Source organism: Methylomicrobium album BG8, assembly GCF_000214275.2.
GTDB lineage: Bacteria > Pseudomonadota > Gammaproteobacteria > Methylococcales > Methylomonadaceae > Methylomicrobium > Methylomicrobium agile.
On sequence record NZ_CM001475.1, the window covers coordinates 2,649,410 to 2,672,645 of the forward strand.

The 23,236-nt window shown below is 55.1% G+C and carries 24 protein-coding genes and 1 pseudogene; 19 read left to right on the forward strand and 6 right to left on the reverse strand.

The window, feature by feature from the left end:
• Positions 1-2 precede the first annotated feature (2 nt).
• Genes METAL_RS11290 through METAL_RS11315 form a run of 6 tightly spaced genes read left to right on the forward strand, consistent with a single transcriptional unit; the run spans position 3 to position 6,292 of the window.
• The gene (locus METAL_RS11290; RefSeq protein WP_005372431.1) at positions 3-329 is read left to right on the forward strand and encodes a hypothetical protein; all 327 of its coding nucleotides are present in this window, start codon (positions 3-5) and stop codon (positions 327-329) included.
• A complete protein-coding gene (locus METAL_RS11295) occupies positions 322-891 on the forward strand; it encodes a hypothetical protein (protein WP_005372433.1) in 570 nt (189 codons plus the stop codon). The genes METAL_RS11290 and METAL_RS11295 overlap by 8 nt, the downstream gene beginning before the upstream one ends.
• On the forward strand, positions 891-3,041 hold the full coding sequence (locus METAL_RS11300) for a heavy metal translocating P-type ATPase (protein ID WP_005372434.1): 2,151 nt from the start codon (positions 891-893) through the stop codon (positions 3,039-3,041). The genes METAL_RS11295 and METAL_RS11300 overlap by 1 nt, the downstream gene beginning before the upstream one ends.
• 16 nt (positions 3,042-3,057) lie before the next feature.
• Positions 3,058-3,285 (forward strand): FeoA family protein, encoded by a 228-nt coding sequence (locus METAL_RS11305; RefSeq protein ID WP_005372436.1) that lies wholly within the window; start codon positions 3,058-3,060, stop codon positions 3,283-3,285.
• Entirely contained in the window at positions 3,285-5,612 is a 2,328-nt protein-coding gene (gene feoB / locus METAL_RS11310; protein WP_005372438.1) for a Fe(2+) transporter permease subunit FeoB, read from the forward strand. Before METAL_RS11305 ends, feoB begins: the two co-directional genes overlap by 1 nt.
• Before the next feature lie 11 nt (positions 5,613-5,623).
• Positions 5,624-6,292: a hypothetical protein gene (locus tag METAL_RS11315; protein ID WP_005372439.1), complete on the forward strand. Its 669-nt coding sequence runs from the start codon at positions 5,624-5,626 to the stop codon at positions 6,290-6,292.
• Here METAL_RS11315 and METAL_RS20820 read toward each other — a convergent pair.
• Positions 6,182-6,787: an HMA2 domain-containing protein gene (locus METAL_RS20820; RefSeq protein ID WP_213069372.1), complete on the reverse strand. Its 606-nt coding sequence runs from the start codon at positions 6,785-6,787 to the stop codon at positions 6,182-6,184. The two genes, METAL_RS11315 and METAL_RS20820, sit on opposite strands and share 111 nt — an antisense overlap.
• Positions 6,788-6,904: 117 nt before the next feature.
• Between METAL_RS20820 and METAL_RS11320 the strand changes: the two genes are divergently transcribed.
• Positions 6,905-7,192: an encapsulin-associated ferritin-like protein gene (locus METAL_RS11320; RefSeq protein WP_005372444.1), complete on the forward strand. Its 288-nt coding sequence runs from the start codon at positions 6,905-6,907 to the stop codon at positions 7,190-7,192.
• A gap of 4 nt (positions 7,193-7,196) precedes the next feature.
• Here the strand turns inward: METAL_RS11320 and METAL_RS11325 are convergent, their stop codons facing one another.
• Together METAL_RS11325 and METAL_RS11330 are read right to left on the reverse strand one after the other, a co-directional pair.
• Entirely contained in the window at positions 7,197-8,396 is a 1,200-nt protein-coding gene (locus METAL_RS11325; RefSeq protein WP_005372446.1) for a PepSY-associated TM helix domain-containing protein, read from the reverse strand.
• A 15-nt stretch (positions 8,397-8,411) separates the two neighbouring features.
• Positions 8,412-10,703 carry a TonB-dependent siderophore receptor gene (locus METAL_RS11330; RefSeq protein WP_245549351.1) on the reverse strand — a complete coding sequence of 764 codons (2,292 nt, stop codon included), beginning with the start codon at positions 10,701-10,703 and terminating at the stop codon, positions 8,412-8,414.
• Positions 10,704-10,938: 235 nt separating this feature from the next.
• Here METAL_RS11330 and METAL_RS19975 point away from each other — a divergent pair, with 235 nt between their 5' ends.
• The 4 genes from METAL_RS19975 (at position 10,939) to istB (ending at position 13,303) form a co-directional block, all read left to right on the forward strand.
• The gene (locus tag METAL_RS19975; RefSeq protein WP_051040372.1) at positions 10,939-11,496 is read left to right on the forward strand and encodes a helix-turn-helix domain-containing protein; all 558 of its coding nucleotides are present in this window, start codon (positions 10,939-10,941) and stop codon (positions 11,494-11,496) included.
• Positions 11,497-11,691: 195 nt separating this feature from the next.
• Positions 11,692-11,955, forward strand: coding sequence for a tyrosine-type recombinase/integrase (locus tag METAL_RS19980; protein WP_031431798.1), 264 nt, complete (start codon positions 11,692-11,694; stop codon positions 11,953-11,955).
• Between the two features lie 414 nt (positions 11,956-12,369).
• Positions 12,370-12,564: a hypothetical protein gene (locus METAL_RS11345; protein WP_031431799.1), complete on the forward strand. Its 195-nt coding sequence runs from the start codon at positions 12,370-12,372 to the stop codon at positions 12,562-12,564.
• Positions 12,554-13,303 (forward strand): IS21-like element helper ATPase IstB, encoded by a 750-nt coding sequence (gene istB, locus METAL_RS11350; RefSeq protein ID WP_005372449.1) that lies wholly within the window; start codon positions 12,554-12,556, stop codon positions 13,301-13,303. Before METAL_RS11345 ends, istB begins: the two co-directional genes overlap by 11 nt.
• Before the next feature lie 95 nt (positions 13,304-13,398).
• Here istB and METAL_RS20825 read toward each other — a convergent pair whose 3' ends face one another.
• Positions 13,399-13,797, reverse strand: coding sequence for a WGR domain-containing protein (locus tag METAL_RS20825; protein ID WP_084675427.1), 399 nt, complete (start codon positions 13,795-13,797; stop codon positions 13,399-13,401).
• A gap of 142 nt (positions 13,798-13,939) precedes the next feature.
• Here METAL_RS20825 and METAL_RS11360 point away from each other — a divergent pair, with 142 nt between their 5' ends.
• The 4 genes and pseudogenes from METAL_RS11360 to METAL_RS21580 form a co-directional block, all read left to right on the forward strand.
• Complete coding sequence (locus METAL_RS11360) at positions 13,940-14,221, forward strand: type II toxin-antitoxin system ParD family antitoxin (protein WP_005372450.1); 282 nt, start codon at positions 13,940-13,942, stop codon at positions 14,219-14,221.
• Entirely contained in the window at positions 14,208-14,510 is a 303-nt protein-coding gene (locus tag METAL_RS20830) for a type II toxin-antitoxin system RelE/ParE family toxin (RefSeq protein WP_005372451.1), read from the forward strand. The genes METAL_RS11360 and METAL_RS20830 overlap by 14 nt, the downstream gene beginning before the upstream one ends.
• A gap of 194 nt (positions 14,511-14,704) precedes the next feature.
• The gene (locus tag METAL_RS11370) at positions 14,705-14,995 is read left to right on the forward strand and encodes a type II toxin-antitoxin system TacA family antitoxin (protein WP_005372452.1); all 291 of its coding nucleotides are present in this window, start codon (positions 14,705-14,707) and stop codon (positions 14,993-14,995) included.
• A 94-nt stretch (positions 14,996-15,089) separates the two neighbouring features.
• Positions 15,090-15,365: pseudogene (locus METAL_RS21580) on the forward strand (GNAT family N-acetyltransferase); the annotation flags it as partial.
• A 210-nt stretch (positions 15,366-15,575) separates the two neighbouring features.
• Here METAL_RS21580 and METAL_RS21590 read toward each other — a convergent pair.
• Positions 15,576-16,085, reverse strand: coding sequence for a recombinase family protein (locus tag METAL_RS21590; protein WP_245549528.1), 510 nt, complete (start codon positions 16,083-16,085; stop codon positions 15,576-15,578).
• A gap of 284 nt (positions 16,086-16,369) precedes the next feature.
• Here METAL_RS21590 and METAL_RS11380 point away from each other — a divergent pair, with 284 nt between their 5' ends.
• The 4 genes from METAL_RS11380 (at position 16,370) to METAL_RS11395 (ending at position 21,534) form a co-directional block, all read left to right on the forward strand.
• Positions 16,370-16,621: a ribbon-helix-helix domain-containing protein gene (locus METAL_RS11380; RefSeq protein ID WP_005372456.1), complete on the forward strand. Its 252-nt coding sequence runs from the start codon at positions 16,370-16,372 to the stop codon at positions 16,619-16,621.
• A complete protein-coding gene (locus METAL_RS11385; protein ID WP_040578337.1) occupies positions 16,608-16,895 on the forward strand; it encodes a type II toxin-antitoxin system RelE/ParE family toxin in 288 nt (95 codons plus the stop codon). The genes METAL_RS11380 and METAL_RS11385 overlap by 14 nt, the downstream gene beginning before the upstream one ends.
• Positions 16,896-17,285: 390 nt before the next feature.
• Positions 17,286-20,042 (forward strand): SIR2 family protein, encoded by a 2,757-nt coding sequence (locus METAL_RS11390; protein WP_005372458.1) that lies wholly within the window; start codon positions 17,286-17,288, stop codon positions 20,040-20,042.
• Positions 20,032-21,534, forward strand: coding sequence for an argonaute/piwi family protein (locus tag METAL_RS11395; RefSeq protein ID WP_031431803.1), 1,503 nt, complete (start codon positions 20,032-20,034; stop codon positions 21,532-21,534). Before METAL_RS11390 ends, METAL_RS11395 begins: the two co-directional genes overlap by 11 nt.
• A gap of 254 nt (positions 21,535-21,788) precedes the next feature.
• Here the strand turns inward: METAL_RS11395 and METAL_RS11400 are convergent, their stop codons facing one another.
• On the reverse strand, positions 21,789-23,159 hold the full coding sequence (locus METAL_RS11400; RefSeq protein WP_213069373.1) for a glycoside hydrolase family 15 protein: 1,371 nt from the start codon (positions 23,157-23,159) through the stop codon (positions 21,789-21,791).
• Positions 23,160-23,236: the final 77 nt, after the last annotated feature.

Here is a 23,236-nt window from a genome sequence, read left to right on the forward strand (position 1 = left end):
TCATGAAACACCTCTACTATCCCTACGCCCCCGGCACAGTCGGAGCACGCGGCGACGGCAGTTTTACCAGGGGCTTTGTCGCCTCGGCCTGCATTTCCGCATTCCAGGATGTTGCCCATCCGGATTTTAAAGCCGATTACTTGCGGGTACTGCGCCACGGCCTGCAAGGCGGCACGGCGCTGGCGGCCGGTTCGCATGCGGCCCGGTCACTGCACCAGGGCGATTACACCAGTGCCCTGCTGTCCGTCGCCGTCGGCGCGGCCGGCGTGTTGTTGCTGGAGAACCTGCTGACCGATAAAGTGGAAACCAAGGAGGCCGGCGATGAGTAAAAAGCACCACAAAACACGAAACCGCGAAGGCTTCGATTACGGCTACGGCCAACCTTGGCCAAACGAAGGATTCGGCCCGGCCCAAGCGCCCTGGGGCGCCTACCCCCCCGGCTATGGCCAAGCGCACTCTGCTTACGGGCCGCAGCCCGGTTACGCGCCCGACATGGGCATGCCGCCGGAAGCACACGGCCACGGTTACAACCACCACGATGACGCAGCCGCTTACGGTCCCGGTTACGGCTCGACTTATGGGTATGGCGGCGGCTTTCGGCATTCCGGGAACGGCTACGGTTCCGACAATTATGCCCCGGGCGGTTTCAATCGCGATTTTTTGCGTGAGACGTCATCCCTGTTTTCGTCACAGCACACCGACCAGTTTCTGTTGGGCCTGCTATTAGGTGCCGGTGCGGCCTGGGTGTTGAGTGACGAGGAAATCCGCGGCAAACTGATCAAATCGGTGATGAAGGCCTATGCCGGCGTAGCCGGCGGTTTCGAAGAACTGAAGGAGCAAATGGCCGACATTCGCGCCGAAGTCGCCGCCGAACGCCACGGGGACGAGTAATGACCGCGACCTGGTTCGCCAAGCTTGAGACCGTGCATCGCAACCGCGGCCGGGTGCGTTTTCGCTATCGCTGCCGCAAAACCACGTCATTCGAACCGCGCCAAATCAGCCGCGCGGCCGAAGCGATCAAGGGCGTACTAACGGTCAAGGTCAATCCGGCCATTTGTGCGCTGGTCATCGAATACGAAGCCGGCATGACTGACGCCGATACGCTGGCCGCCGCCCTTCTCGCCTTGCCGCCGCCGGCCCATCCTTTGCCAAACGGTAAGGTGCTGGCCAGCGATGCGGCCCGCCTGGGCGCGGTGGCGATGAGCGGCGCGACCTTACTGGCCAGCCGCAATCTCCAGCCGGCTTTGCAAATGCCGGTCGCCTTCGGCACGGCGGTGCCGCTGCTCGGCGAAGCCATCGACGATTTTCTGGAAAAAGGCATTACCTCGCATGTGCTCGAAGCCCTGGCCGTCGCCATTTCAATCGGCCGCCACGATTATCTGGCCGCCAACACCACGTCGTTTTTACTGGCCTTGGGCGAATACCTGGAGCACTCCATCGCCCGGCGTTCGGACGATTTATTGAAACACCTGCTGGAACCCGGCAGCAGGGAAGTCTGGGTCGAGCGCGACGGCGCCGAAACCCTGATTGCAGCGCAAGACGTCATCGTCGGCGACACCGTGATCGCCGCCACGGGCACGGTGATTCCGGTCGACGGCACGGTGCTGGGCGGCGAAGCACTGGTCAACGAAGCCACCATGACTGGCGAAAGCGTCCCGGTGGTACGGCGGCGGGGCAATAAAGCGCTGTCCGGCACCTTGGTCGAGGAAGGCCGCATCCGGATTTATGCCGAACAGGTCGGCCGCCAGGCCGCCGCTTCGCGTATCGCCGACTTGGTCGAACAATCCTTGACCGTCAAAAGCGAAACCCAATTGGAAGCCTCGCGCCTGGCCGACAAAACCGTACCGCTGGTCCTGGCGCTGGCGGCAGCAACCTGGCTGATTTCACGCGACAGTGAACGGGTCGCCGCGGTCTTGCAGGCCGATTATTCCTGCGCATTGAAACTGGCTACCCCCGTGGCGTTCAAATCGGCGATGTACCGGGCCGGCCAAAGCAATATCCTGGTCAAAGGCGCCAATGCCCTGGAACGTTTGGCCAAAGCCGACACTTTCGTGTTCGACAAGACCGGCACCCTGACCAGCGGAACCTTGCAGGTCACCGATTCGATCACCTTCAACCGGGACTACACGCCGGAAGATCTGATCAATCTGGCCGCTTCGGTCGAGGAGCATTATTTCCATCCGCTGGCGCAGGCCGTCGTCGAAGCGGCGCACAGCCTGGACCGCCACCAGCATTTCCACCATCAGGAGGTGGAGTTCGTCGTCGCCCACGGCGTCGCCAGCGTGATCGACGGCCAACGCATCGTGGTCGGCTCACGGCATTTCATCGAAGACGACGAAGGCATTGCCATCGATGAATATCGCGAAGTGCTCGATAAAATCCATGCCGAGGGAAAAACCCTGCTGTATATCGGTTTCGGCGGCAAATTACTCGGCGTCCTGGTCCTGACCGACACCATCCGCCCCAACAGCGCCGCCATGATAGCGCGTTTGCGCACCTTGGGCGTCAAGCGCATTCTGATGCTGACCGGCGACCATCACGACCGCGCGCGCCTGCTGGCGGAAGAATTGGGCCTGGACGAATTCCGCGCCGGTCTACTGCCGCACGAAAAAGCACAGATTCTGGAAGAGCTGGCCGGACAAGGCGCCCGCCTCGCCTTTATCGGCGACGGCGTCAACGATGCGCCGGCCCTGAGCGGCTCCCTCGTCGGCATTGCGATGCATCGTGGCGCCGACATCGCCCGCCTAGCCGCCGACATTACCTTGCTGGAAGACGACATCGCCCGCGTCGCCGATGCCCGCGCCTTGGCCCTGGCGACAGCCAGGCTGATCGACAGCAATTTCAAGCTGACGGCGGGCCTCAATACCGGCATTTTATCGGCGGCCGCCATCGGCTGGCTGAATCCGATCAAGGCCTCGATGCTGCACAACGGCAGCACCATCGCCATCTTGCTGCGCGCGCTGCTGGGCGGCGGCATGCCGTCCAAAACCCAAACCCGCGCCGGCCGCCCACCGCCCAAACTCAAACGTTCAACCAGATAACTCCTCAGGAAACCCCATGACATTGAAAGATCTCTCCATTGGCGACCGCGCCAAAGTGCTCGGCTTCAACGAAACCGGCAAGGCCTACCGGCGCAAACTCCTGTCCATGGGCCTGACGCCCGGTACCGAGATCAGCCTGATCCGGGTCGCGCCAATGGGCGATCCGGTCGAAATTCTGATCCGCGGTTATTCGCTTTCGCTACGCAAAGGCGAAGCCGATGCATTGACCATCGACAAACTCTGATGAAGACGCGTTACACCATCGCTCTCGTCGGCAACCCCAATTGCGGTAAAACCACCGTGTTCAACGCCCTGACCGGGGCACGGCAACGGGTCGGCAATTGGCCCGGCGTGACCGTCGAAAAAAAAAGCGGCGAATATTTGTACAAGGAAGCGCATTTCGAGGTCGTCGACCTGCCCGGCACCTATTCCCTGGACGTGGCCGATAAGGAAGTCTCGCTGGATGAAAAGCTGGCGCGCGACTATGTGCATGGTAACGAGGCCGATCTGATCGTCAATATCGTGGATGCGTCGGTTCTGGAACGCAGCCTGTACCTGAGCAGCCAACTGGCGGAAATGCGAGTGCCGATGCTGGTGGTGCTGAATATGGTGGATGTCGCCGAAAGCAAAGGCAGGAAAATAGACGCCACGGCCCTTGCGAAATATCTGGGTTGCCCGGTGGTGCCGGTAGTCGCCTCGGAGAACCGGGGCATCGCGGAGCTCAAGTCTTCTATCATCGACGCGGCTCGCCGGCCCGGCCCCGCCACGGTCGATGTCCATTACGACCAGGCGCTGGAACAGGTCATCGCCTCGTTGACCGGCCGGCTGACCGAAACGGCGGCCAGCATGGGCATCTCGTCGCGCTGGCTGGCCGTGCGCCTGCTGGAAGGCGACGATCTGGCGCTCGGCGTCGTGGATCCTGCCTTGCATGGGGAAATACGGGCGCTGTCCCAAGGGTTGGACGAAGACACCGACATCATGATGGCCGATGCCCGTTTCAGTCTGGCCCACCGCATTACGGCCGAGGTCATGACCGTCAGCGGCCGCATCAGCCGCGATCTGACCAACCAGATTGACCGGATCGTATTGAACCGGGCGCTGGGCATTCCCATTTTTCTGTTGGTGATGTACCTGATGTTCATGTTCACGATCAAAATCGGCGGCGCGTTCATTGATTTTTTCGATCAGTTCGCGCAAGCACTGTTCGTGGACGGTTTCGGCATCTGGCTGACCCATATCGGAACGCCGGCGTGGCTGACCTTGCTGCTGGCCAAGGGCATCGGCGGCGGCGCGCAGGTCGTGGCGACCTTCATTCCGGTGATCGGTTTTCTGTTCCTGTTTCTGTCGGTGCTGGAAGACTCCGGCTATATGGCGCGCGCCGCGTTCGTAATGGACCGCTTCATGCGCTGGATCGGCCTGCCCGGCAAATCGTTCGTCCCGTTGATCGTCGGCTTCGGCTGCAACGTACCGGCGATTATGGCCACGCGTACGCTGGAACACCGCCGCGACCGGCTGATGACCATCGCGATGGCGCCGTTCATGTCCTGCGGCGCGCGGCTGCCGGTCTATGTGCTGTTCGCCGCCGCGTTCTTCGCCGAGGGCGCGCAAAACATCGTCTTCGGTTTATATTTGATCGGCATCGTGGTGGCTGTGCTGACCGGCCTGATCCTGAAGGCGACCCTGCTGCAAGGCGAAGCCACGCCTTTCATTATGGAACTGCCGCCCTACCACTTGCCGACTCTCAAGAGCATCGGCATCCTGACCTGGGACAAGCTCAAAGGGTTCGTCTTACGCGCCGGCCGCGTCATCGTGCCGATGGTGCTGGTCCTGAATATGCTCAACGCCATCGGCACCGACGGCAGTTACGGTAACGAAGACAGCGACAAATCGATATTGGCCACGGTCGGCCGCCAGATTTCGCCGGTCTTCGCGCCGTTGGGTTTGAATGAAAACAACTGGCCGGCCGCGGTAGGCATCTTTACCGGCGTACTCGCCAAGGAAGCCGTGGTCGGGACGCTGAATGCCGCTTATGCCGCGCTGGCCGAAACCGGCGAGGCCAAGGACGAGAGCGAGGCATTCAACTTGACGGCGAGCATCGGCGCCGCCTTCGCCACGATTCCGGCCAATCTTGCCGAAGCGTTTGCGTCATGGCTCGACCCGTTGGGGCTGAACATCGGCGACGTCAGCGATCAGGCGGCATTGGCCGAGAAGGAAGAAATCTCCACCGGTATCTTCGGCGCGATGGCCAGCCGCTTCGACGGCACCGCGGGAGCGTTCGCTTACCTGCTGTTTATCCTGCTGTATCTGCCCTGTACCGCCGCGATCGCGGCGATTTATCAGGAGTCGGGCCGAGGCTGGACCGTATTCGTCGCCCTCTGGACCACCGGCCTGGGTTACGGGCTGGCCACGCTGTATTACCAGGCGGCGACCTGGAGCCGTCATCCTCGGCAGTCTTTGGTCTCTATCACGGTCGTTCTCAGCTTGTTCGCCGCCGTATTGCTCATCTTGCGTTATTTCGGCCAGCGAGAGAACAGTCGCTTGAACCGCGATCCCGCGGCAAGCCAGCGCTGAGCCTGCCCGGCATGGATACGGCTCCCGTACTGCTGGTGATTGGCATCCATCGCGATGAATTGGCCTTTGGCCGCACGGTTGCCGAAAGCCTGGACCCGCGGAAGGTACAGGTTTTGACGATACCGGAAGGCCTGTCCGGCAAGCGCCCGCTGATCGATCAACAGTTCAAATACAATACCCTGCATCAAGCCTTATATCGGCAGTTATTGCCTTCGATCCAGGGCCGACATACCTTGCTTCTCGATCTGCATACCGGCAGCGATCCAGCCGGCCCCAGCGCCGACTTGATCTGCGCCGATGCGGCCTGGCGCGATCGGCTGGCGTTTGAAATCGCCGCCCGCCCGGCACTGGCCGCGCAAAACCTGCGCATCGTCCCGCTCGGTACCGTAAGCGAATTTCCGCATGCGCACACGGTGATCCCGAAGCAGATCTGGAATAATCCGGAATTTATCTATCTGGGGATGGAAATCTATTTGCCGGAGACGGCGTCGGGACAAACGGCGGGGCGAGATCTGGCGCAGTCGTTGGTAACGCTGGTTGCCGACTTGGCGGCCAAGCCTTTTCCAACCTCAACGCAGCAACGACTTGCGGTGAGTCGTCAAATGCACCCCCAAACAAGCCACGAACAGACCGCCGGCGACGGCGTGCCCACGTTTCTGCCCGGTCGCCGCCAAGGCTAACGAGGTCGCCAGGCTACCCAGCATGCCCACCTTGGCATAACGGTTGACGCGCATCTTCATCGGGCGCTTTGATTTAGCCAGCGGCGCATCCAGGGCTTTGTCGACGACCGCATCGACCTGGCTTTCCAAGAAAGCCATATCGACCTGCCCAGGATCGAAGTTTACCACCACACTGCCGGCACGGGCATTGGCTTGCAGCTCGGTAATGCCGGCAATTTTCCCTAGTTCAACCTCCAGTATATCCAGCCGTGCCTGATGGCGTAAACGATTGTCGCGCACCCGGATTCGTCCCGGTAATGAAGAAACGATTCTGCTCAATGATATAGCCTCTACCAACATTCTGAGAAATTCAAATGACGCCCATGCAGGGAACCAATATTCTAAATAAAAATTATACTCATTTGCAGCCACAAAGTCAGCATTCGATTTCTCCGGCTTCGATTCGGAGATCCTTCCGAGCAAAGGACGAGAGCAATAATGTATGTGTTTTGCCACTCGATTTGCCAGCGTGTACAATAGATACAGACCCTATCTTTCAGATCGACTGCTACGGTTGACGCGGCAACGCAGACAAAACTTATCCCTTCAAGCTACCGGTAAAGGAGCATATCCATGGCAAACGACGGCTACCAAGAACCTGTAAACGAATTGAGCGATACGACGCGCGATATGCACCGGGCGATTATTTCGCTGCGCGAAGAGTTGGAGGCCGTGGATTTTTACAATCAACGTGTGGATGCGTGCAAAAATCCGGAACTTAGAGCCATCCTGGCGCATAATCGCGACGAGGAAAAAGAGCATGCCGCGATGTTGTTGGAATGGATTCGTCGGCAAGACCCAAAATTCGAGCACGAATTGAAAGACTATTTGTTTACCGACAAACCCATAGCCCATTTGTAAGCGCTTAATGCCTAGCCCGTGTCGGCTTCCGCTTATGCAGCCAAATCCGCGTGCCGGTGACCGCCATCAATAGTACGCCTATGCCGATTATCGAAACCAAGATCCGGCCCGGCAGCCCGATGATACGGCCGCTATGCAACGGCAGTTGCCAAGCCTCGAACACGTCGGCCGCCGTGCCGGTTCCGGGTACATAGTCACCCAGGTAGACACCGGTCTCGCCATCGTAATAAAGATAACTAAGACCCAAGCCCTCCGTCTCGCCGAAACCGACGCCAAACATGCCGTATTGGGCATTGTAAAACATCGTGGCGGGCGGCCGGCGCCAGCCACGGCCGGCCGCATCGGTTTTGGCGGTTTGCAACACCTGTTGAAAGCTAATCTTTGCCTCTGTCAGGGGGCCCTCGGCACGCTGCTCGCGGACGTCGAACGGCGAAAGGGTAAAATCCGAGAACAGCGAAACGGCGGGCTCGAATACGGCATCACGCAAATTCAGCGAAATCGCGCTGACGGAAAGCATCAGCATGAAGCAAAACAGCCACAAGCCGCCGGCACGGTGCAGATCGAAGTTGAAGCGGGTACGGCTCGCCGACGGTTTGATGCGCCAAACGGACATCCATCGGTGCAGCCAGGTTTTACGTTGAGGGTCCGAATTTAACGAAGACTGAGCCGCAGGCATCCGGTTTGTGGAGAACTTGGGAAAGGTCAGATAAAAACCGATCAGCGATTCGAAGAGCCAAATGATCGCCGCCATACCCATCACCCATAGCCCGACTTCGCCCGGTAATTGCAGGCTGTAATGGAACGCATAGATGAAGGGAATCAGATGCCGTCTTTCGAAACAGCAAGCACCCCATAGCCTGCCGCCCAAAACCTCAGCACTAACGGGGTCGACGAACAATTCGTCAGCCGCAGGTTCCTGATTCGGGTCGGCAGGCCTTACCGTCACCTGCAACGCGTTACCCGGCTCGCGCGTTAAAGGCAGCGACACCACCCGGTATTGCGGCTGCTCGCGTTGCAGTCGAGCCAGCAAATCGGCTGTGTCCAACATCGGCCCCTGCGCAGGGCTGTCGAATAATTCGGGATTCAGCCAGGCATCCAGTTCCTGCTGGTAGGCGATGATGCAGCCGCTCAAGGCGGCCTGCAGCAAAAACAGAGCGGCCGCCAGCCCCAGATAACGGTGCAGCCGCGCCCAGATTTTTCGCATTACCCGACCCGTCGTTTACCAGTTATAACGCAGGCTGGCCAGTACCGAGCGGCGGTCGCCGTAATAGCAGGTATCATCGCCGCAGGTCACCACATATTCGTGGTCGAGCAGGTTGCTCATATTGACGCCAAGGCGCAAACCTTGCATCGAACGGTCCAGCCTGCCCAGATCGTAATGAACGGAGGCATCCATCAATATATAAGCCGGGGCTTTCTGGCTGTTGCTCAAATCGCCGTAGTTGCTGCCGATGTAACGCAAACCGCCGCCCAGTCCCAGGCCGGCGAACTCGCCTTGTGGATGCGTGTAATCCATCCACAGCGAAGCCTGATGCTCCGGTGTGTAGGTCAGGTTTTTCCCAAGCTCCGCTTCGTTATTGGATTGCATGACCTTGGCATCGGTATAAGTATAGGCGGCGGTCATATTGAGTCCCCAGTCGAGGCTGGCCTTGCCTTCCAGTTCCACCCCTTGCGACCGGACTTCGCCGGTTTGTTTTTGAAACATGCCCGGAAACGGCTTCGCCAAATCGGGAGTCAACACGTTTTCCTGCACCAAATGGAAAAATGCCGCGGTGATAAAGGCATTGTAACCCGTCGGCTGATACTTGATGCCGACTTCATGCTGACGCCCGGTCGTCGGTTTGAACGGTTTGGAAGAACGGTCGGTGCCGACCGCCGGGTCGAACGATTCGGAATAGCTATAATACGGGGCAAAGCCGGTGTCGAACTGATAGCTCAAACCGGTACGGTAGGTAAACGCTTCGCTGTCCTGGCGGCTCGGTGTGTACGTCGGGTGAGCGTAATCGACGATGTTGGTGCCAATATCCTCGTTCTGATAATCGGTTTTCAAGGTATCCACCGACGCCCAATCGTAACGCACTCCGATCGTGGCAACCCAACGGTTCCATTTCAGTTGATCCTGGCCGTAGAAACCGATCTGGTCAAGCTGCTGGTTGACGCGGCCGGAAGTATTCGGCGTCGAAAACGACAAACCGGTACTGGGATCGATCAGCGGCCGTCCGTAAGTCGGGTTGTAAGCATCGAGGCTGGATGCCGAAAAGACATATCCGGTCTGCCGTTTGCCGGTGAAATGGCGATAATCGAGCCCTGCCAAAAAGGTGTGTTGAACATCTCCCGTGGCAAAATCCGCCTGTAATTGATTATCCAGGGTAAAGGTGCCGGTATCGTCTTGGTAAATGCCGGCGTCACGGTCTATCAGACGCTGGCCGGACAGACCCTGATCAGAATCCAGAAAGCCGGCGCCGTAATACGGAAACATGCCTTTCAATTGGCTTTCCACATGGGCGTAGCGCACGTTTTGCCGGGCACTGAACACCTTGTTGAACCGGTGTTCCAACGCATAGCCTACCGAGAATTGTTCACGTTCGTAACCATCGAAACCCGGTTCACCGAGAAAACGGCTGGTCGGCAGCCTGCCGTTCGGATTACCCAAGACGCTGCCTTGATAAGGAAAAAACTGCATCGCGTTACCCGTTTCATCCTTCTGATAATGGCTCAGGAAGGTAAACGTGGTGGCATCGCTCGGCTTCCAGGTAAAACTCGGCGCGACATAATAGCGATTGTCCTCGACGAAATCGACCTGGGTATCGCTGCCTCGGCCCAAGGCCACCAGCCGATAAAGCAAATCGTCGCGGCCGGCGACCGGACCGCTCAAATCCAGGCTGCCCTGCACCCGGTCGTAGCTGCCGCCGAGGAACTGGACTTCGTGGAACGGGATTGCCGTCGGCCGCTTGCTCATCATGTTGACCAAGCCGCCGGGGGCATTCTGACCATAAAGCACGGACGAAGGCCCCCGCAATACCTCGATCCGTTCCAGACCGTAAGGCTCGACCCGCAGCTGGGCATAACTGGTACTTGAACTCATCAGGCGGGTACCGTCGAGATATTGGGTACCTTCGAATCCGCGCAAATTGAAATAGTCGTCGCGCGTACTGGGACCGAACATACCGGTGAACACGCCTGGCGTATACGTAACGGCTTGAGTGATGCTTTGCGCGGCGCGCGCGGCAAATTCGTCCTTATTGATGACGCTGATCGATTGCGGCACCTCGATCAAGGGTGTGTCGGTCTTCGAGCCGGACAGCGATTTTTTCACTACGTAACCTTTTACCGGATCGATAGCTTTAGCTTCTTTCTGCCCGACAACTGATACGGTCGGCAAGACTTCCTCGCTTTTGATATCAGAGCTTTGTTTAGCGTCTGGCGTCACTATTCCCGCAGCCGCCGCCCCCGATTCACCCTGAATTTCTTCGGCCGCCAAATCGACGGCAGACCAAGTCGTCGTTAACACGATAAAAATCGCTTTCCGCAAAATCTCGTTAACCGGACCTCGCTCGCATGTACTTTCGAATTGTGGGTTCATAGCTATACCTAAAGAATGGAATTGCCATTATGATATAGTTAATAATAATAATTCTCAATATTGATTTTATTTATTAAAAATCTCATCTTTAGCCTACACTAGTACTGCGCACCTAAAGAATGAGGGATAATAGCCACCCCGAAAACCGTTCCGCAAGGAAGCGATGCGCCCCCTCACCCCGCTTATTTTGACGCCAGCCCAACAATCGACGCTGGAAGCCATTGCCCGAAGTCGGCAACTGCCGCACAGTTTAGTGCAGCGGGCGCGCATCGTTTTAAATGCGGGAGCCGGTCGTCGCAACAAGGCTAGCGCGCAGAACCTTGGCATCAAAGAAGAGACGGTCGGCTTGTGGCGTCGTCGTGGGCTGTCGGCTCAAGAGGGGCTGGCCGCCTGCGAAGACGAGCCTGACCCTTTACGCCGACAGATCGAGGCGGTTCTGGCGGATGCGGAGCGTCCGGGTGCGCCACAGACCTTCAGCGCCGAACAGGTCTGCCAACGGCTGGCGTTGGCGTGTAAAACGCCGCCTTCGCCTTTGACCCATTGGACACGCCAAGATTTTCGAGATTGGGTTGGCATTCTGTCTCGGCGCTTGCTCAAACGCGGAAGCTCCACTTCAACTGACGATCTCAAGCACAGAATTTTTCAGTTCATCGATTTCTTCAATGAAACTTTCGCTAAACCTTTTCGCTGGACTTATACCGGAAGACCTCTGGGGGTGTAAAAATTATTCGGTGGATTTGCGGTGCGTTGTACTAGTTGTACTAGATGTGACTGTGTTCATCGTTACTGAGGATATGGCCAAAAATGGGCATGAGCGGATTGTGCCGCTCAACGCCGTGGCCCGATCGATCGTGAACAAGTACTGAGGCCAAAGCGAGTACGTTTTTCATCGCGACGGGGCAACCGGTTGGACCGGATGAATAACCGGGCGTGGCGGAAGGCAAGGACGGCGGCAGGATTGTCGGAAGTGCGTGTTCACGATTTGCGCCACACGTTCGGCATGCGTCTTCGCGCGGCCGGCGTCGATCTGGAAGATCGTCAGGATTTGCTCGGGCATCACAACGGCAACATCACGACGCATTACAGCAAAGTAGAAATTGCGTGCCTGATCGAATGTGTTGAGCTGCTTTGCTGCGAAGGTCACCAACGTCCTGAACTGACGCTGTTAAAGCGAGCTTGAGAATCAGGAAAAACCGGCAGAATTCCGGCAGTCAGAAATGACAGGCATAAAAAGGGCTGTCCATCAAAACTAAGTCATTGTTTTATATAAATTAAGTTGGTGGGTCGTATTGGATTCAAACCAATGACAACCGCATTAAAAGTGCTAAATATATAATTTAAATAATTGTTTTTATTTAACAAATAAAGACACTCGTTGCCCTACATTGCATTACGATGCACTACGGATCATGATAGAAGCACGCAAAAATCACGCGTGGATTGGGAAATAATCTTTCTATAAGACAAGTGTCTAATTTTTTATTACTATTGGTGGTACGGGATCGCATTCTCAAACAGGAGCAAGGTGATCGAGCCTTTGCCGATCTGTTGCTGATAGCGAAGGAGTTGAGAGATAGCGGTCTGAATGTCTTAAATGGCCTGCGATTTGACCTTGCAAACCGGCGTTATCAGTTCGGCGATTGTGCTGAATGAAATGCGCCGGCTAACCGAAGCCGCCAGGCCAAAAACACTGGATGATACTCCCGCCTCGGCACCCACGCTGACCTTGGAACCCGTGGCCGATTGCAGCCGCTACGATACTTTGCGGAGTTCACGCCATGTCCATTGATCGTGCAATGCTCCTAAAGGATCTTCACCTCTACGGCATGGCTGCGGCCTGGAGCGAGTGGCAAGCAGAGTTCTCTGTTCAGCAGAAACCCATGATGCCGGAAGTCTGGCTGGATCGCCTGATTAAAGCCGAACAAATCGACCGTCAAGCCCGCAGCCTAAGCTATCAGCTCAAAGCAGCGCGCTTTCCCCTTCATCGCGATTTGATGAGCTTTGACTGGCAGGAAACCCCGTTACTGCGTAACAGAATTGAGCAACTGGCGGCCGCCGCCTTTATGGATCAAGCCTACAACTTAATCCTGGTCGGCGGCACCGGAACCGGTAAAACCCATCTGGTTATCGCCTTGGCAGTTGCCGCGATACATCAAAGTAAACGGGTGCGCTTTTACAACGCGGTCGATCTGGTCAATCAACTGGATAAGGAAAAGCAGCACGGCAAAGCCGGTAACCTCGCCAAGCAACTGACGCTGATGGATGCCGTCATCCTGGATGAATTGGGGTACTTGCCGTTCCCGGCGTCCGGCGGCGCTTTGCTATTCCACCTCATCAACCATTTGTATGAAAAAACCTCGCTGATCATTACCACCAATCTCAACTTCGCTGAATGGGTACAGGTTTTTGGCGATGCCAAGATGACCACAGCGCTGTTGGATCGTGTGACTCATTACTGCGATATTTTGGAAACGGGTAACGATTCCTATCGGTTTAAGCAGAGGAAAAAGGCGACAGAGAACCAATAACCCTAAAACTTAACTGGAAATTATTCGACGTTCTTTGCTGGAAACTTTTCAACGCCGTTTGACATGCTTGGTGTTCAAGGTCTTCTTTGAGTGCTTTATTCACTAAATTCCGGTCCTTTGGGTTCGTCTGTAACCGCATAGGATACTATATCTGTTGTGCCTGTTGTTGGGCGCGCCGTACTTCCCTTTATCATCGCTGGAAGCCTACCCAATATCGACCATTGAGCTGAATTCAAGGTCGTACGAATTTTATAAGCGACGCCGATTCGTTTCGGAGCGGATTGCCGGCATTTGAGGGACTTTTGCACGTATTTGAGTGCTTCGTCTTCATTGTTGACGACGGAGATAAGAGTTCGTCCTTTACCGCCGATCCGTCCGTAAGTGGTTTCTACAATCGAGTTGCCGAAGAGATCTTGGCCATAGGCAATAGAATAGGCACGATAAATGTTACGAACAGGATCTTGGGCTTTGAGGTAGGCGACGGGTGTTATCATGGACTGAACTCCCGCCCCTGCCCCAGGCATAGGCCGGTAAAACGTGGTTTTGGTCAAAGGGCCGAATCAAGAAAGTCCTTGTCAAAGACTCTACTTATCATGTATGTTTTATATACATGCTATGTATATTATGAGGTTAGCCATGCATATCAACTTATCTGCCGAAATGGAGCAGTACCTTCAAAGCAAGGTCGGCACAGGCTTTTACAGCAACGCTTCCGAGGTCGTCCGCGACGCGATCCGCCGGATGCGGGAAGAGGATGAAAAGCTCGCGGCGCTTCGGGCGGCCGTGCAAATCGGCGACGACCAGCTGGAACGCGGCGAAGGGATCTCGTACACACCAGAGCGGCTGGAAACCATTACCGCTAAAGCTTTTGCCAACGCCCGTCAAGGCAAGAAAGTAAATCCCGATGTCGCTCCCTGATGTCGCGCTAATTCTCTCGCCTCAGGCCGAGGAAGACTTTACCGACATCCTGCAATACACCCTCAACACCTGGAGCGAGGCGCAGACTTATGCCTATCGGGCTATCCTCGACAAGGCGCTTTTGGCCATTCAGCAATATCCCCAAATCGGCCAGGTCCGGCCCGAGCTTTCGGCCGCGCACCGCCTCTTTCCAGCGGGTCATCATATCATCGTTTATCGGGTCAAAGACAATACCGTCTATGTCTCCCGTATCCTGCATGAACGAATGGATATAACGCGACACATCTGAAACAGTTGATTCTCAAGCGGACGCTTACCGCCAGTCGAGACACGCGCATAGCCTATTTTTAGAGCTAGCTGTCTGAAAAACCCTTGTTTTCAAGAGAGCGCAGATTGTTCTAAAAATCGTGTTGTTGATATGCTGATGGTGTACTGGTAATGTGTGTACGTCTGTGCTAGATTAGCAAGCAGGAGGTAACCGATATGAAAACGAACAAACGTAGCGACCGGATTGATCTCCGGATTGACCCGAAAGCCAAAGAAGCGTTGCAAGCGGCCGCCTTGCTCAAGCATAAAACGGTCAGTGAATTCATTCTGGAAAATGCGCTCAGTGCAGCCAATGAAGTGCTGGCGGATCGCCGGTATTTTGTGCTGAATGCCGAACAATGGGAAGCGTTTCAGGCGGCGCTCGACGCCCCGCCGCGAGCTCTGCCGCGGCTTGAACGCTTGATGAAGGAGCCCGGTTTCTTCGATGTCCACGCCGCGGAAAACTAATCCGCGTATCGAAAAGCTGCAACGCACCCATGACGTTGAGGCTTTCGATTGCGGGCAAGAACACCTCAACCTGTATTTGCAGCGTTATGCGCTGATGAGCCAACGCGCGGACGGGGCGCAGACTTACGTGGGCCTGGCGGATCATGTCATCATCGGCTACTACACGTTGCTCGCCGGCAGCGTCGTCTATGAAGAGGCCCCCGAGCGGTTGACTAAAGGCCTCTCCCATCAGCCTGTTCCGACGATGCTGTTAGGCCGTTTCGCGGTGGATCTTGCCTGGCAAGGCAAAGGGGTCGGCGCCGGCCTCTTGCGGGACGCCATGCAGCGCACCGCGCAGGCGGCCGATATTGTTGGCATTCGGGCCTTATTGGTTCATGCCAAGGACGACGCGGCGAAAAGTTTTTATGAACATTTTAATTTCTTCCGTTCGTCCTTTTCCTCCAATCCGTCCGTAAGTGGTTTCCACGACCCAGTTGCCAAAGATATCCTGCCCGTAGGAAAGCGAATAAGCCCGGTGAATATTTCGAGTGTGATCTCGCGCTTCAAGATAGGCAACGGGTGTCAACATGGTTCGGTCTCCCTAACCGCTCCCCTTCCCCCCCGGCAAGTGTCGATACAGCGTAGAGGGAGCCACCCGGAGGCGCTTGGCCACCTCTTCCATGGTGATCTCCGGATCGGACAGCATCGCTTTAGCGGCCACCAAGTCTTTCGCGTTCAACGCCGGGGGACGGCCCCCTTTTTTACCTCGGGCACGGGCGGCCTCCAGGCCGGCTCTCGTGCGCTCGCGGATGATGGAGCGTTCGAACTCCGCCAAGGCGCCGAACACATGAAACACCAATTTCCCACCGGCGGTCGTGGTGTCGATCGCTTCGGTCAGTGATCGAAGTCCAATACTCCGGCTTTCCAGTAGCTCTACTGTTTTGATCAGTTGCTTCAGGGAACGTGCCAAGCGGTCCAGTTTCCAGACCACCAGGCTGTCCCCTGCCCTGAGATAGTCTAGCGCGGCTAATAGCTCCGGCCGATCGCGTTGCGCACCGGACGCTTTTTCGACAAACAGCTTTTCACAGCCTGCGGCCTTTAGCGCGTCCAGCTACAGGGCGGGATTTTGGTCTTGCGTAGAAACACGGGCATAACCGACGAGCATAAAGCCTCCGAAAATTCAGTCGCAGTACGAGTTATTCAGAGAGGAGTGTCAAGACATAGTTATAAGAATTGAAGGGATAACAGAAAGTTAGCGTTTGTCAGGAGATCACTTTGAGAATTAAACATCGATCCCTATCTCTTAAAAACGGGGTTGGGGATTCTGTTATTTGTTTTCTAGGGTGCGTATATGGTGTAATATTGGTGTATAGTAGATTTTTGAGAGATCACGCCATGGTGAGACAAAGCATATCCGTATCAGAGCCCAATGACGAATGGCTGAAGGCTCAAGTCGCAAGCGCAGAATACAGCAGTAAGAGCGAAGTGATTAATGACTTAATCCGGCGGGCGCGGAGGCAGCAGCTTGAGGTCGAACATGTTCGCGCTGAACTGATTAAGGCCGAGCAAAGCGGGTTCACCGACGAGAAACCGGAAGATTTATTGGCCAACTTCAAGGAAGAAGCACAGCGAGATGGGCTCTTATAAACTCACCCGAAAAGCCCGCGCTGATTTGAAGAGAATCTGGCTATACGGTGTTAAAACGCATGGAAGTCAAAGAGCTGATCAATATCATAGAGGTATCCTTGAACGCTTAGATCAAATTGCTGATCAGCCCTATTTATTTCAGGCTGTTGAGCATATTCGAGAAGGCTATCGGCGGAGTGTGTATGGAACCGATAGCATCTATTACCGGATCAATGGCGATAGAGTTGAAATTATGGCTATATTAGGGAGGCAGGACACAGAAGATTGGCTGTAGGCACCCCTCGTTTATTTTGTCTACCTTCCCTCTTCTCCAATAAACGACCTCATTCGGCAACAGTATGATAAGGTAACCCCTATTCAACGATAGAAATGTATCAGGTTCCATGCCTAAGCCCCATTATTGTGCAGAGGACTACTTGTTTAGTCCCACACATAAATGGTGTAAATGACTTCTGAAAATGACAGTATGAAATTGGGTTTTCACTAGCCTGTTAGCTGTTGGTCCACGCAGCCTAAATGTAATACAATTAAATAAGGGCTAGCTCAACGTGTGGATTACCGCTTTAAATTTGATACGAAATGCGCAAGTATTAGCATAGGTCCTAATTAAGAAAATGAATCAGAGGGTTGAGAGTTCGGATAGCTTAGGATTGGCACAACATTGATGCGAACAACCACGACAGGGCGCTTGCGCTCTCTGCTAATAGATGGCTATGAGCCTGTTTTGCTTCTCGGAGCAGGAGCGTCGATTAAATCCGGCATCCCTGCTGCTGCGTTAACTGTTGAAAAAGCAGCCCGGTGGGCATGGTGTAAAGAACACTGCCGACATCACGAAGATAATTCAATTCGGCGATCTGATTACTGGCCATGGCTCACTGCGCAATCTTGGTACAAGTCTGATTTATCGGATGCAGATCTTTATCCAGACGCGATTGATCACCTGTTAGGTGTGAAGAGCGACCGGCGGGAGTTCTTTGAACAGTTAATAAACCCTCTTGGCGTTCACCCGTCTCGGGGCTATGTTGCCCTAACCCAAATTCTCCACCAAGGCTGGATATCGACCATCCTCACAACCAATTTCGACCACTGTTTGGAACGTGCGGCCATCCAGCACAATCGACCTCATCGCTTGGTCAGTATTAGCACCCCAGCCGATTACATAATGTTCAGTTCGGCGCCTCAGGACCCTCAATTGATTTTCTTGCATGGTTCCGTTAAACATTACAGCGATAAGAACTTAACGGACGAGGTTCAGTCACTTGACGCCAAAATCGTTGACCGATTGGAGCCACTCCTGCGCGACCATCCGATAATTGTCGTGGGATATCGCGGAGCCGAAGCATCTGTAATGAAGGATCTGTTTCTGGCGCATGCTAATTCTGAAGGCTTTTTACATGGCGTTTATTGGTGTGTGCTGGAGGGTGAGGTTGACGGCCCGTTTTCTCCATTTGTCATCGAACTTGCGAACCAGATCCGTTCAAATTTCCAGCTCGTTCCCATCAAAGGTTTTGACGATCTTTTTGAAAAGGATTTACTTAATAGCATGATAGCGGCCGGCGCACGACCAACCCGACGACGCTCAGGTCACAATGTCGGTGGCATGCCTGCAGATATGCGGCCGCTTATAGGTTTCGATGTTTCGGGATTCGAAGTACCACTCCTCCATGCTCGCCTTTCGCAATATGCAGACAAGACCGATCTCTGGCGGCCAAAGGAAATCGACGCGACGTGGATTGAGGAAATGACTGATAGGTTGGATCTCGTCCGTCCCATTGATGCATCAAAAGCCCCTACTCTCGCTGGCTGGCTTCTCTTCGCGCAAAATCCATCAGCAGATTTTAAACAAGCGCGCGTTGAATTTCGTGCAATAGGGCCCAGCCATTGGCTCCGCGAACGATTTGGGGATGATATCGAGTTAGAGCCAGCTGAGCGGGAAGATGATTACAGCGTTCGCCGAACAATTGGGGGAAATCTTTGGAATCAGTTGGATGTACTAATTGACCTGCTTGCGCTTGTAAATTTCCAATTCCGGCTAAAAGCAGAGGTGTCAAGGACCGTAAGCGCCTACAATGCGATCGCCATTAAAGAGATGATTGTTAACGCCATCGTCCATCGAGATTATGATCGAGACGAGCCAGTTTACGTTGAGGTTCAGCCGAAATCGATTACTGTGAAAAGTCCAGGGGGAGTAATTGACGAAATTGCAGCTCAAGTTGGCAATCAGCCTTTCCAAGAAGCTATCGCGGGACGAACAAATCCCATTAAAGGCTATCGCAACCCTGCGATTTCCGATCTTTTCTATGGTGGAGGGCAGATGGATCGCCGTGGCTCCGGTCTGCCTGACATGGTGCTACTGACACTGAACAATAATGGCTCGGTCGCGTTCGGTCCATCGCCTGACAATCGAAATTTTACGGTCACTATCGAAGCCCGGCCCGAGGCTGTTGATGAAATCACCAACACCGCTTTGCCGTTGACCGAGGAAACGGTCCGCTATTCGTCAAACTTGATCCCGATCGCGTTGATGCCAGAGAAAGTCTGGCATGCCGCCACTACCGCGAAATCGAACGCTAGCTTCTATCGCAATGCTCAAGGTTTGGCCGCTCCGCCAGGTCACGTCAGCGACGGCCGCTTCTATTCGCTCTACAATTTAGAGGAGATAGCGGATGTATTGATTACCCCCTTTGAGCCGGGGGACATCGAGACACTGGGTTTTTCCGAGCTTATCAGCTTTCCGGGAGGCGAGGCGATTGCTTTAAAGCTGCTTCATGAGCTGATCTTCGAGCATTTAAAGTCTAAAGGTCTCCAGATCGAGTTTAATCGTCGCCGCGCCTATTTCGGGCGAGGAGATGAGCCCGAATTGAAGGTCAGCTATCAGGGGCGACTTCGTAAAGCCACCCGTACAGTCGTCAAGGCACGAACCAAGCGCGACTCTGACGATATCGTCTATTACGAGCACAAGGCATTCAGTTTCTCAGTGATGCGCTTTGGAGAGGATTGGGCTCTAGTCATCACGCCGGGCTATGCCTTCACACGGGATGGGCTTCGCAGCCCAATCGGCCAAGAACGCACAAACATCCTGTCAACACGTCGGGCCGCTCTCGATTTCAATCCTAGCGTCCTGCAGGACGTCTCCTTCTGGCTTGCCGTGCTTTCGAGCGAGGCTGAAGGCCTCTTTGCCCTCGAACATCGTCCGGACAACGACTTTGCGCACTTCGCCCCCACTGTGTTGCTCTCGCCCCGCACGCCAACAATTTCGTTCAATATCTCGGCTTTCAACGAACTCTCGCAACGCAATCAGGAAATCGATGAAGATCTTGTAAAACTTGATGCCGAACTTGAACAGCTCGCCCTCGAACCGGACGACGATGAAGTTGACGACGAGCCGCCCGAGCACGACGGGGCGCGCGATGACGATTGACCTTTCGATTATTGAATTGTCGCCGCCGCGCCTGCAATTCGGCGGTGCCATTACGCATAGTGACCCCAAAGTTGGGTTGCTTGCCGCAGGCCCATTTGATCTACGATTCGGATCCGCAAGAAAGGACCACATTCATGTCGGTATTGTCGGTCCGGCTGACCAAGTGGTAGCAGCGAGGAGATGGCTTGATCGGTGTAGTCTTGAAATCCCCGTGCTTGGCAATGCAAATCTCCTCAAAAGGCCATTTCCGGGATTTGCTGACGCTTTTCACAAACAACTGGTAGCACCTGAATCATCATCGATCGCTCTGAACTTCGACACAAATGATAATCTCGCACGTGCTCTGCAGGGCGACGCTTATACCGCCTTCCAAAATGTCGTCGATCTTTATGCCGATGCACATACCCGTCTTTCATCCCGTGACCTTAATCGTCCCGATATTATTTTGATGTGCATCCCTGACAGCGTTTTCGCTAAGGTTGGATCGGTAGAAAGGAAAGCGACAGAGGAAGAGCGAAAGCGGGCCAAAACAATCCAACGCACTCGTGAGAGCACTCAACTTGATCTGTTCGATGATATATTGGATGAGGTTGAGCAGACGTCTGAAGACTTTCTCAGGCGTGATTTGCGGCATGCACTTAAAGCCAGAGCACTCAGGAATCGATTGCCGATCCAGCTTGTAACCGATGCTTTGCTCAATGATACCTCGCGCAATCAAGATCCTGCCACGCGCGCATGGAATTTTGCCGTAGGCCTCTATTACAAGGCCGGCGGCGTGCCTTGGCGGCTACCGCCGAACGGTCCCGATACTTGTTTCGTAGGCATCAGTTTTCATCATTTTCGTACAACACAGCGTGCGATTGTTCGGTCGAGTCTTGCACAGGCGTTTTCAAGTAACGGAGAGGGCTTTGCAATTAGAGGAGAAGGAGTACCTGTCGAGCCCAATCAGAGCCGAAATGTTCATCTTTCCGAGTTGCAAGCCTTCCAGATAGCTCAAAACGTTCTGTCTGAGTATGAACTTCGAACTGGCGGCGCTCCTTTGCGTGTTGTACTGCACAAGACCTCTTATGTTGATGCAGCCGAGCGCGCGGGATTTGAAGCGGCGCTGAAAGACATTCCAATCGTCTCAATGGTTACTTTAGTCCCCAGCCTGTTTCGTTTAATGCGTTATGGCGCTTATCCCCCAAAAGTCGGTACAGTCTGTACAGTCAACAACGATAGATCTTTCCTTTTTACGTCGGGTTTTATGCCGGAGCTTGGCACCTATCCAGGTCCACACATACCTCAACCTTTTGAGGTACGTTGCCTAGGCTCTGAGAATGCGGTTGCGGCAGCTCAGGATGTTCTCAATCTTACGCGCATGAATTGGAATACCGCAGATATCCGAGGCAAATGGCCTGTTTCCTTGTCATTTGCACGGCGCGTTGGTGGAATTCTTGACGAATATGGTGATGAGGATCTCATGGAGACATCTTTTCGCTATTTCGTGTGAAAAAAGGCCAAATAGTTAATCATTGGCCGCTATTTATCTATTTTCAGCCTTCCTGACAAGTTGGTCGATAGGCTAAGACTGGATGGCCTTTACCCGATTGCCTCTTAAAACGGCCATTTTTGAGAGACAGCAACAGGCAAAACCGATCCGACCCTTTCGGACTTGTTACATCAGTCCGAATGACAGTGGTTATCTGAGGGGGACAGAAAAGACCGGCATGGATTGCTGGCTTAGCTAGGAAGTCATCCCTTGCATCACTTGTCAGTTGCAGGGTTTTCATGAGTTTTAGCGCCTGCCCCGTGCTTTTTTGGGAGTGCTTCATGAGCGGCGACAGGGTGCTCGCCTTTCTCGTAAGCGCGTTTGGACTGGTTCACGGGCATGGACAACAGGCAGGCCGTATTGATCAGCGCCATGTGCGTCAGTGCCTGCGGAAAGTTTCCGAGCAGGTGCCTTTCGCGGGGATCGTATTCTTCCGCCAACAATCCAACATCGTTGCTTAATGCAAGCAGTCGCTCGAAGACAGCCTCGCCTTCGTCGCGTCGTCCCATCAACACCAGGCTGTCTGCAAGCCAGAATGAACACGGCAAAAATGTACCTTCGCCCGGCGGCAGCGCGTCCACATCGGCGGTGGGCAAATAGCGCAGCACCAAGCCATCGACGACGAGGTTGCGCGCGATGGCATCGACCGTCCCGCGTACACGCGGATCGTCGAGCGGGAGGAAACCGACCTGGGGAATCAAAAGCAGGCTTGCATCGAGATGCGGCGAGCCGTAGGACTGCACGAAGGCATTGATTTTCGCATCGTAACCCGCCGCGCAGACTTGCGCGTGGATCGCCTCACGCACTTGCCGCCAACGCTCGACCGGGCCATCCAGCCCGAAGGCCTCCACGTCCTTGATCGCGCGATCGAAGGCGACCCAGGCCATCACTTTGGAATGGGTGAAATGGCGGCGCGGCCCGCGAACTTCCCAGATGCCCTCATCCGGCAACTGCCAGTGCGACTCCAGGAAATTCAGCAGGGCTAGCTGGATTTCCCAGGCATGAGGCTCCGGTTTCAGGCCGGCAGCTCGCGCCAGGTGTAACGTATCCATAACTTCACCGTAAACGTCGAGCTGGAACTGCTTCGATGCTGAATTGCCCACACGCACCGGAGCCGCGCCGTCATAGCCGGGAAGCCAGCCCACCTCGTATTCATCCAGACGCCGCTGACCGGTGACGCTGTAGAGTATCTGCAGATCGCCGGGGCAACCCGCCACCGCGCGGAGCAGCCATTCCCGCCAGGCAATCGCCTCTTCGTGATAGCCGGCGAGCAATAGCGCGTTCAATGTGAATGTCGCATCACGCAGCCAGCAGTAACGATAGTCCCAGTTGCGCTCACCGCTCTGTCGTTCCGGCAGTGAAGTCGTGGGCGCCGCAACGATCCCTCCAGTGGGCGCATAGGTCAGGGCCTTCAGCGTGATCAATGAGCGCACGACGGTATTACGCCAGCGCCCCTGGTAGGTGCAGCACCCGGACCATTGACGCCACCCATTTTCGGTTGCCGTCAGCGCCTGCTCAGGGTCGAAGGCCTGCTGAATCGCCTTCGTGAGAAGGGCGGTAAGTGAGCACGAATGGCGTCCGTTCACCCTGGCATACCTGAAACTCGGCGATGGTTTTCATATCTTCGCCGTGGACGGCGACTGCTGTGCGCAATTCCAGGGTG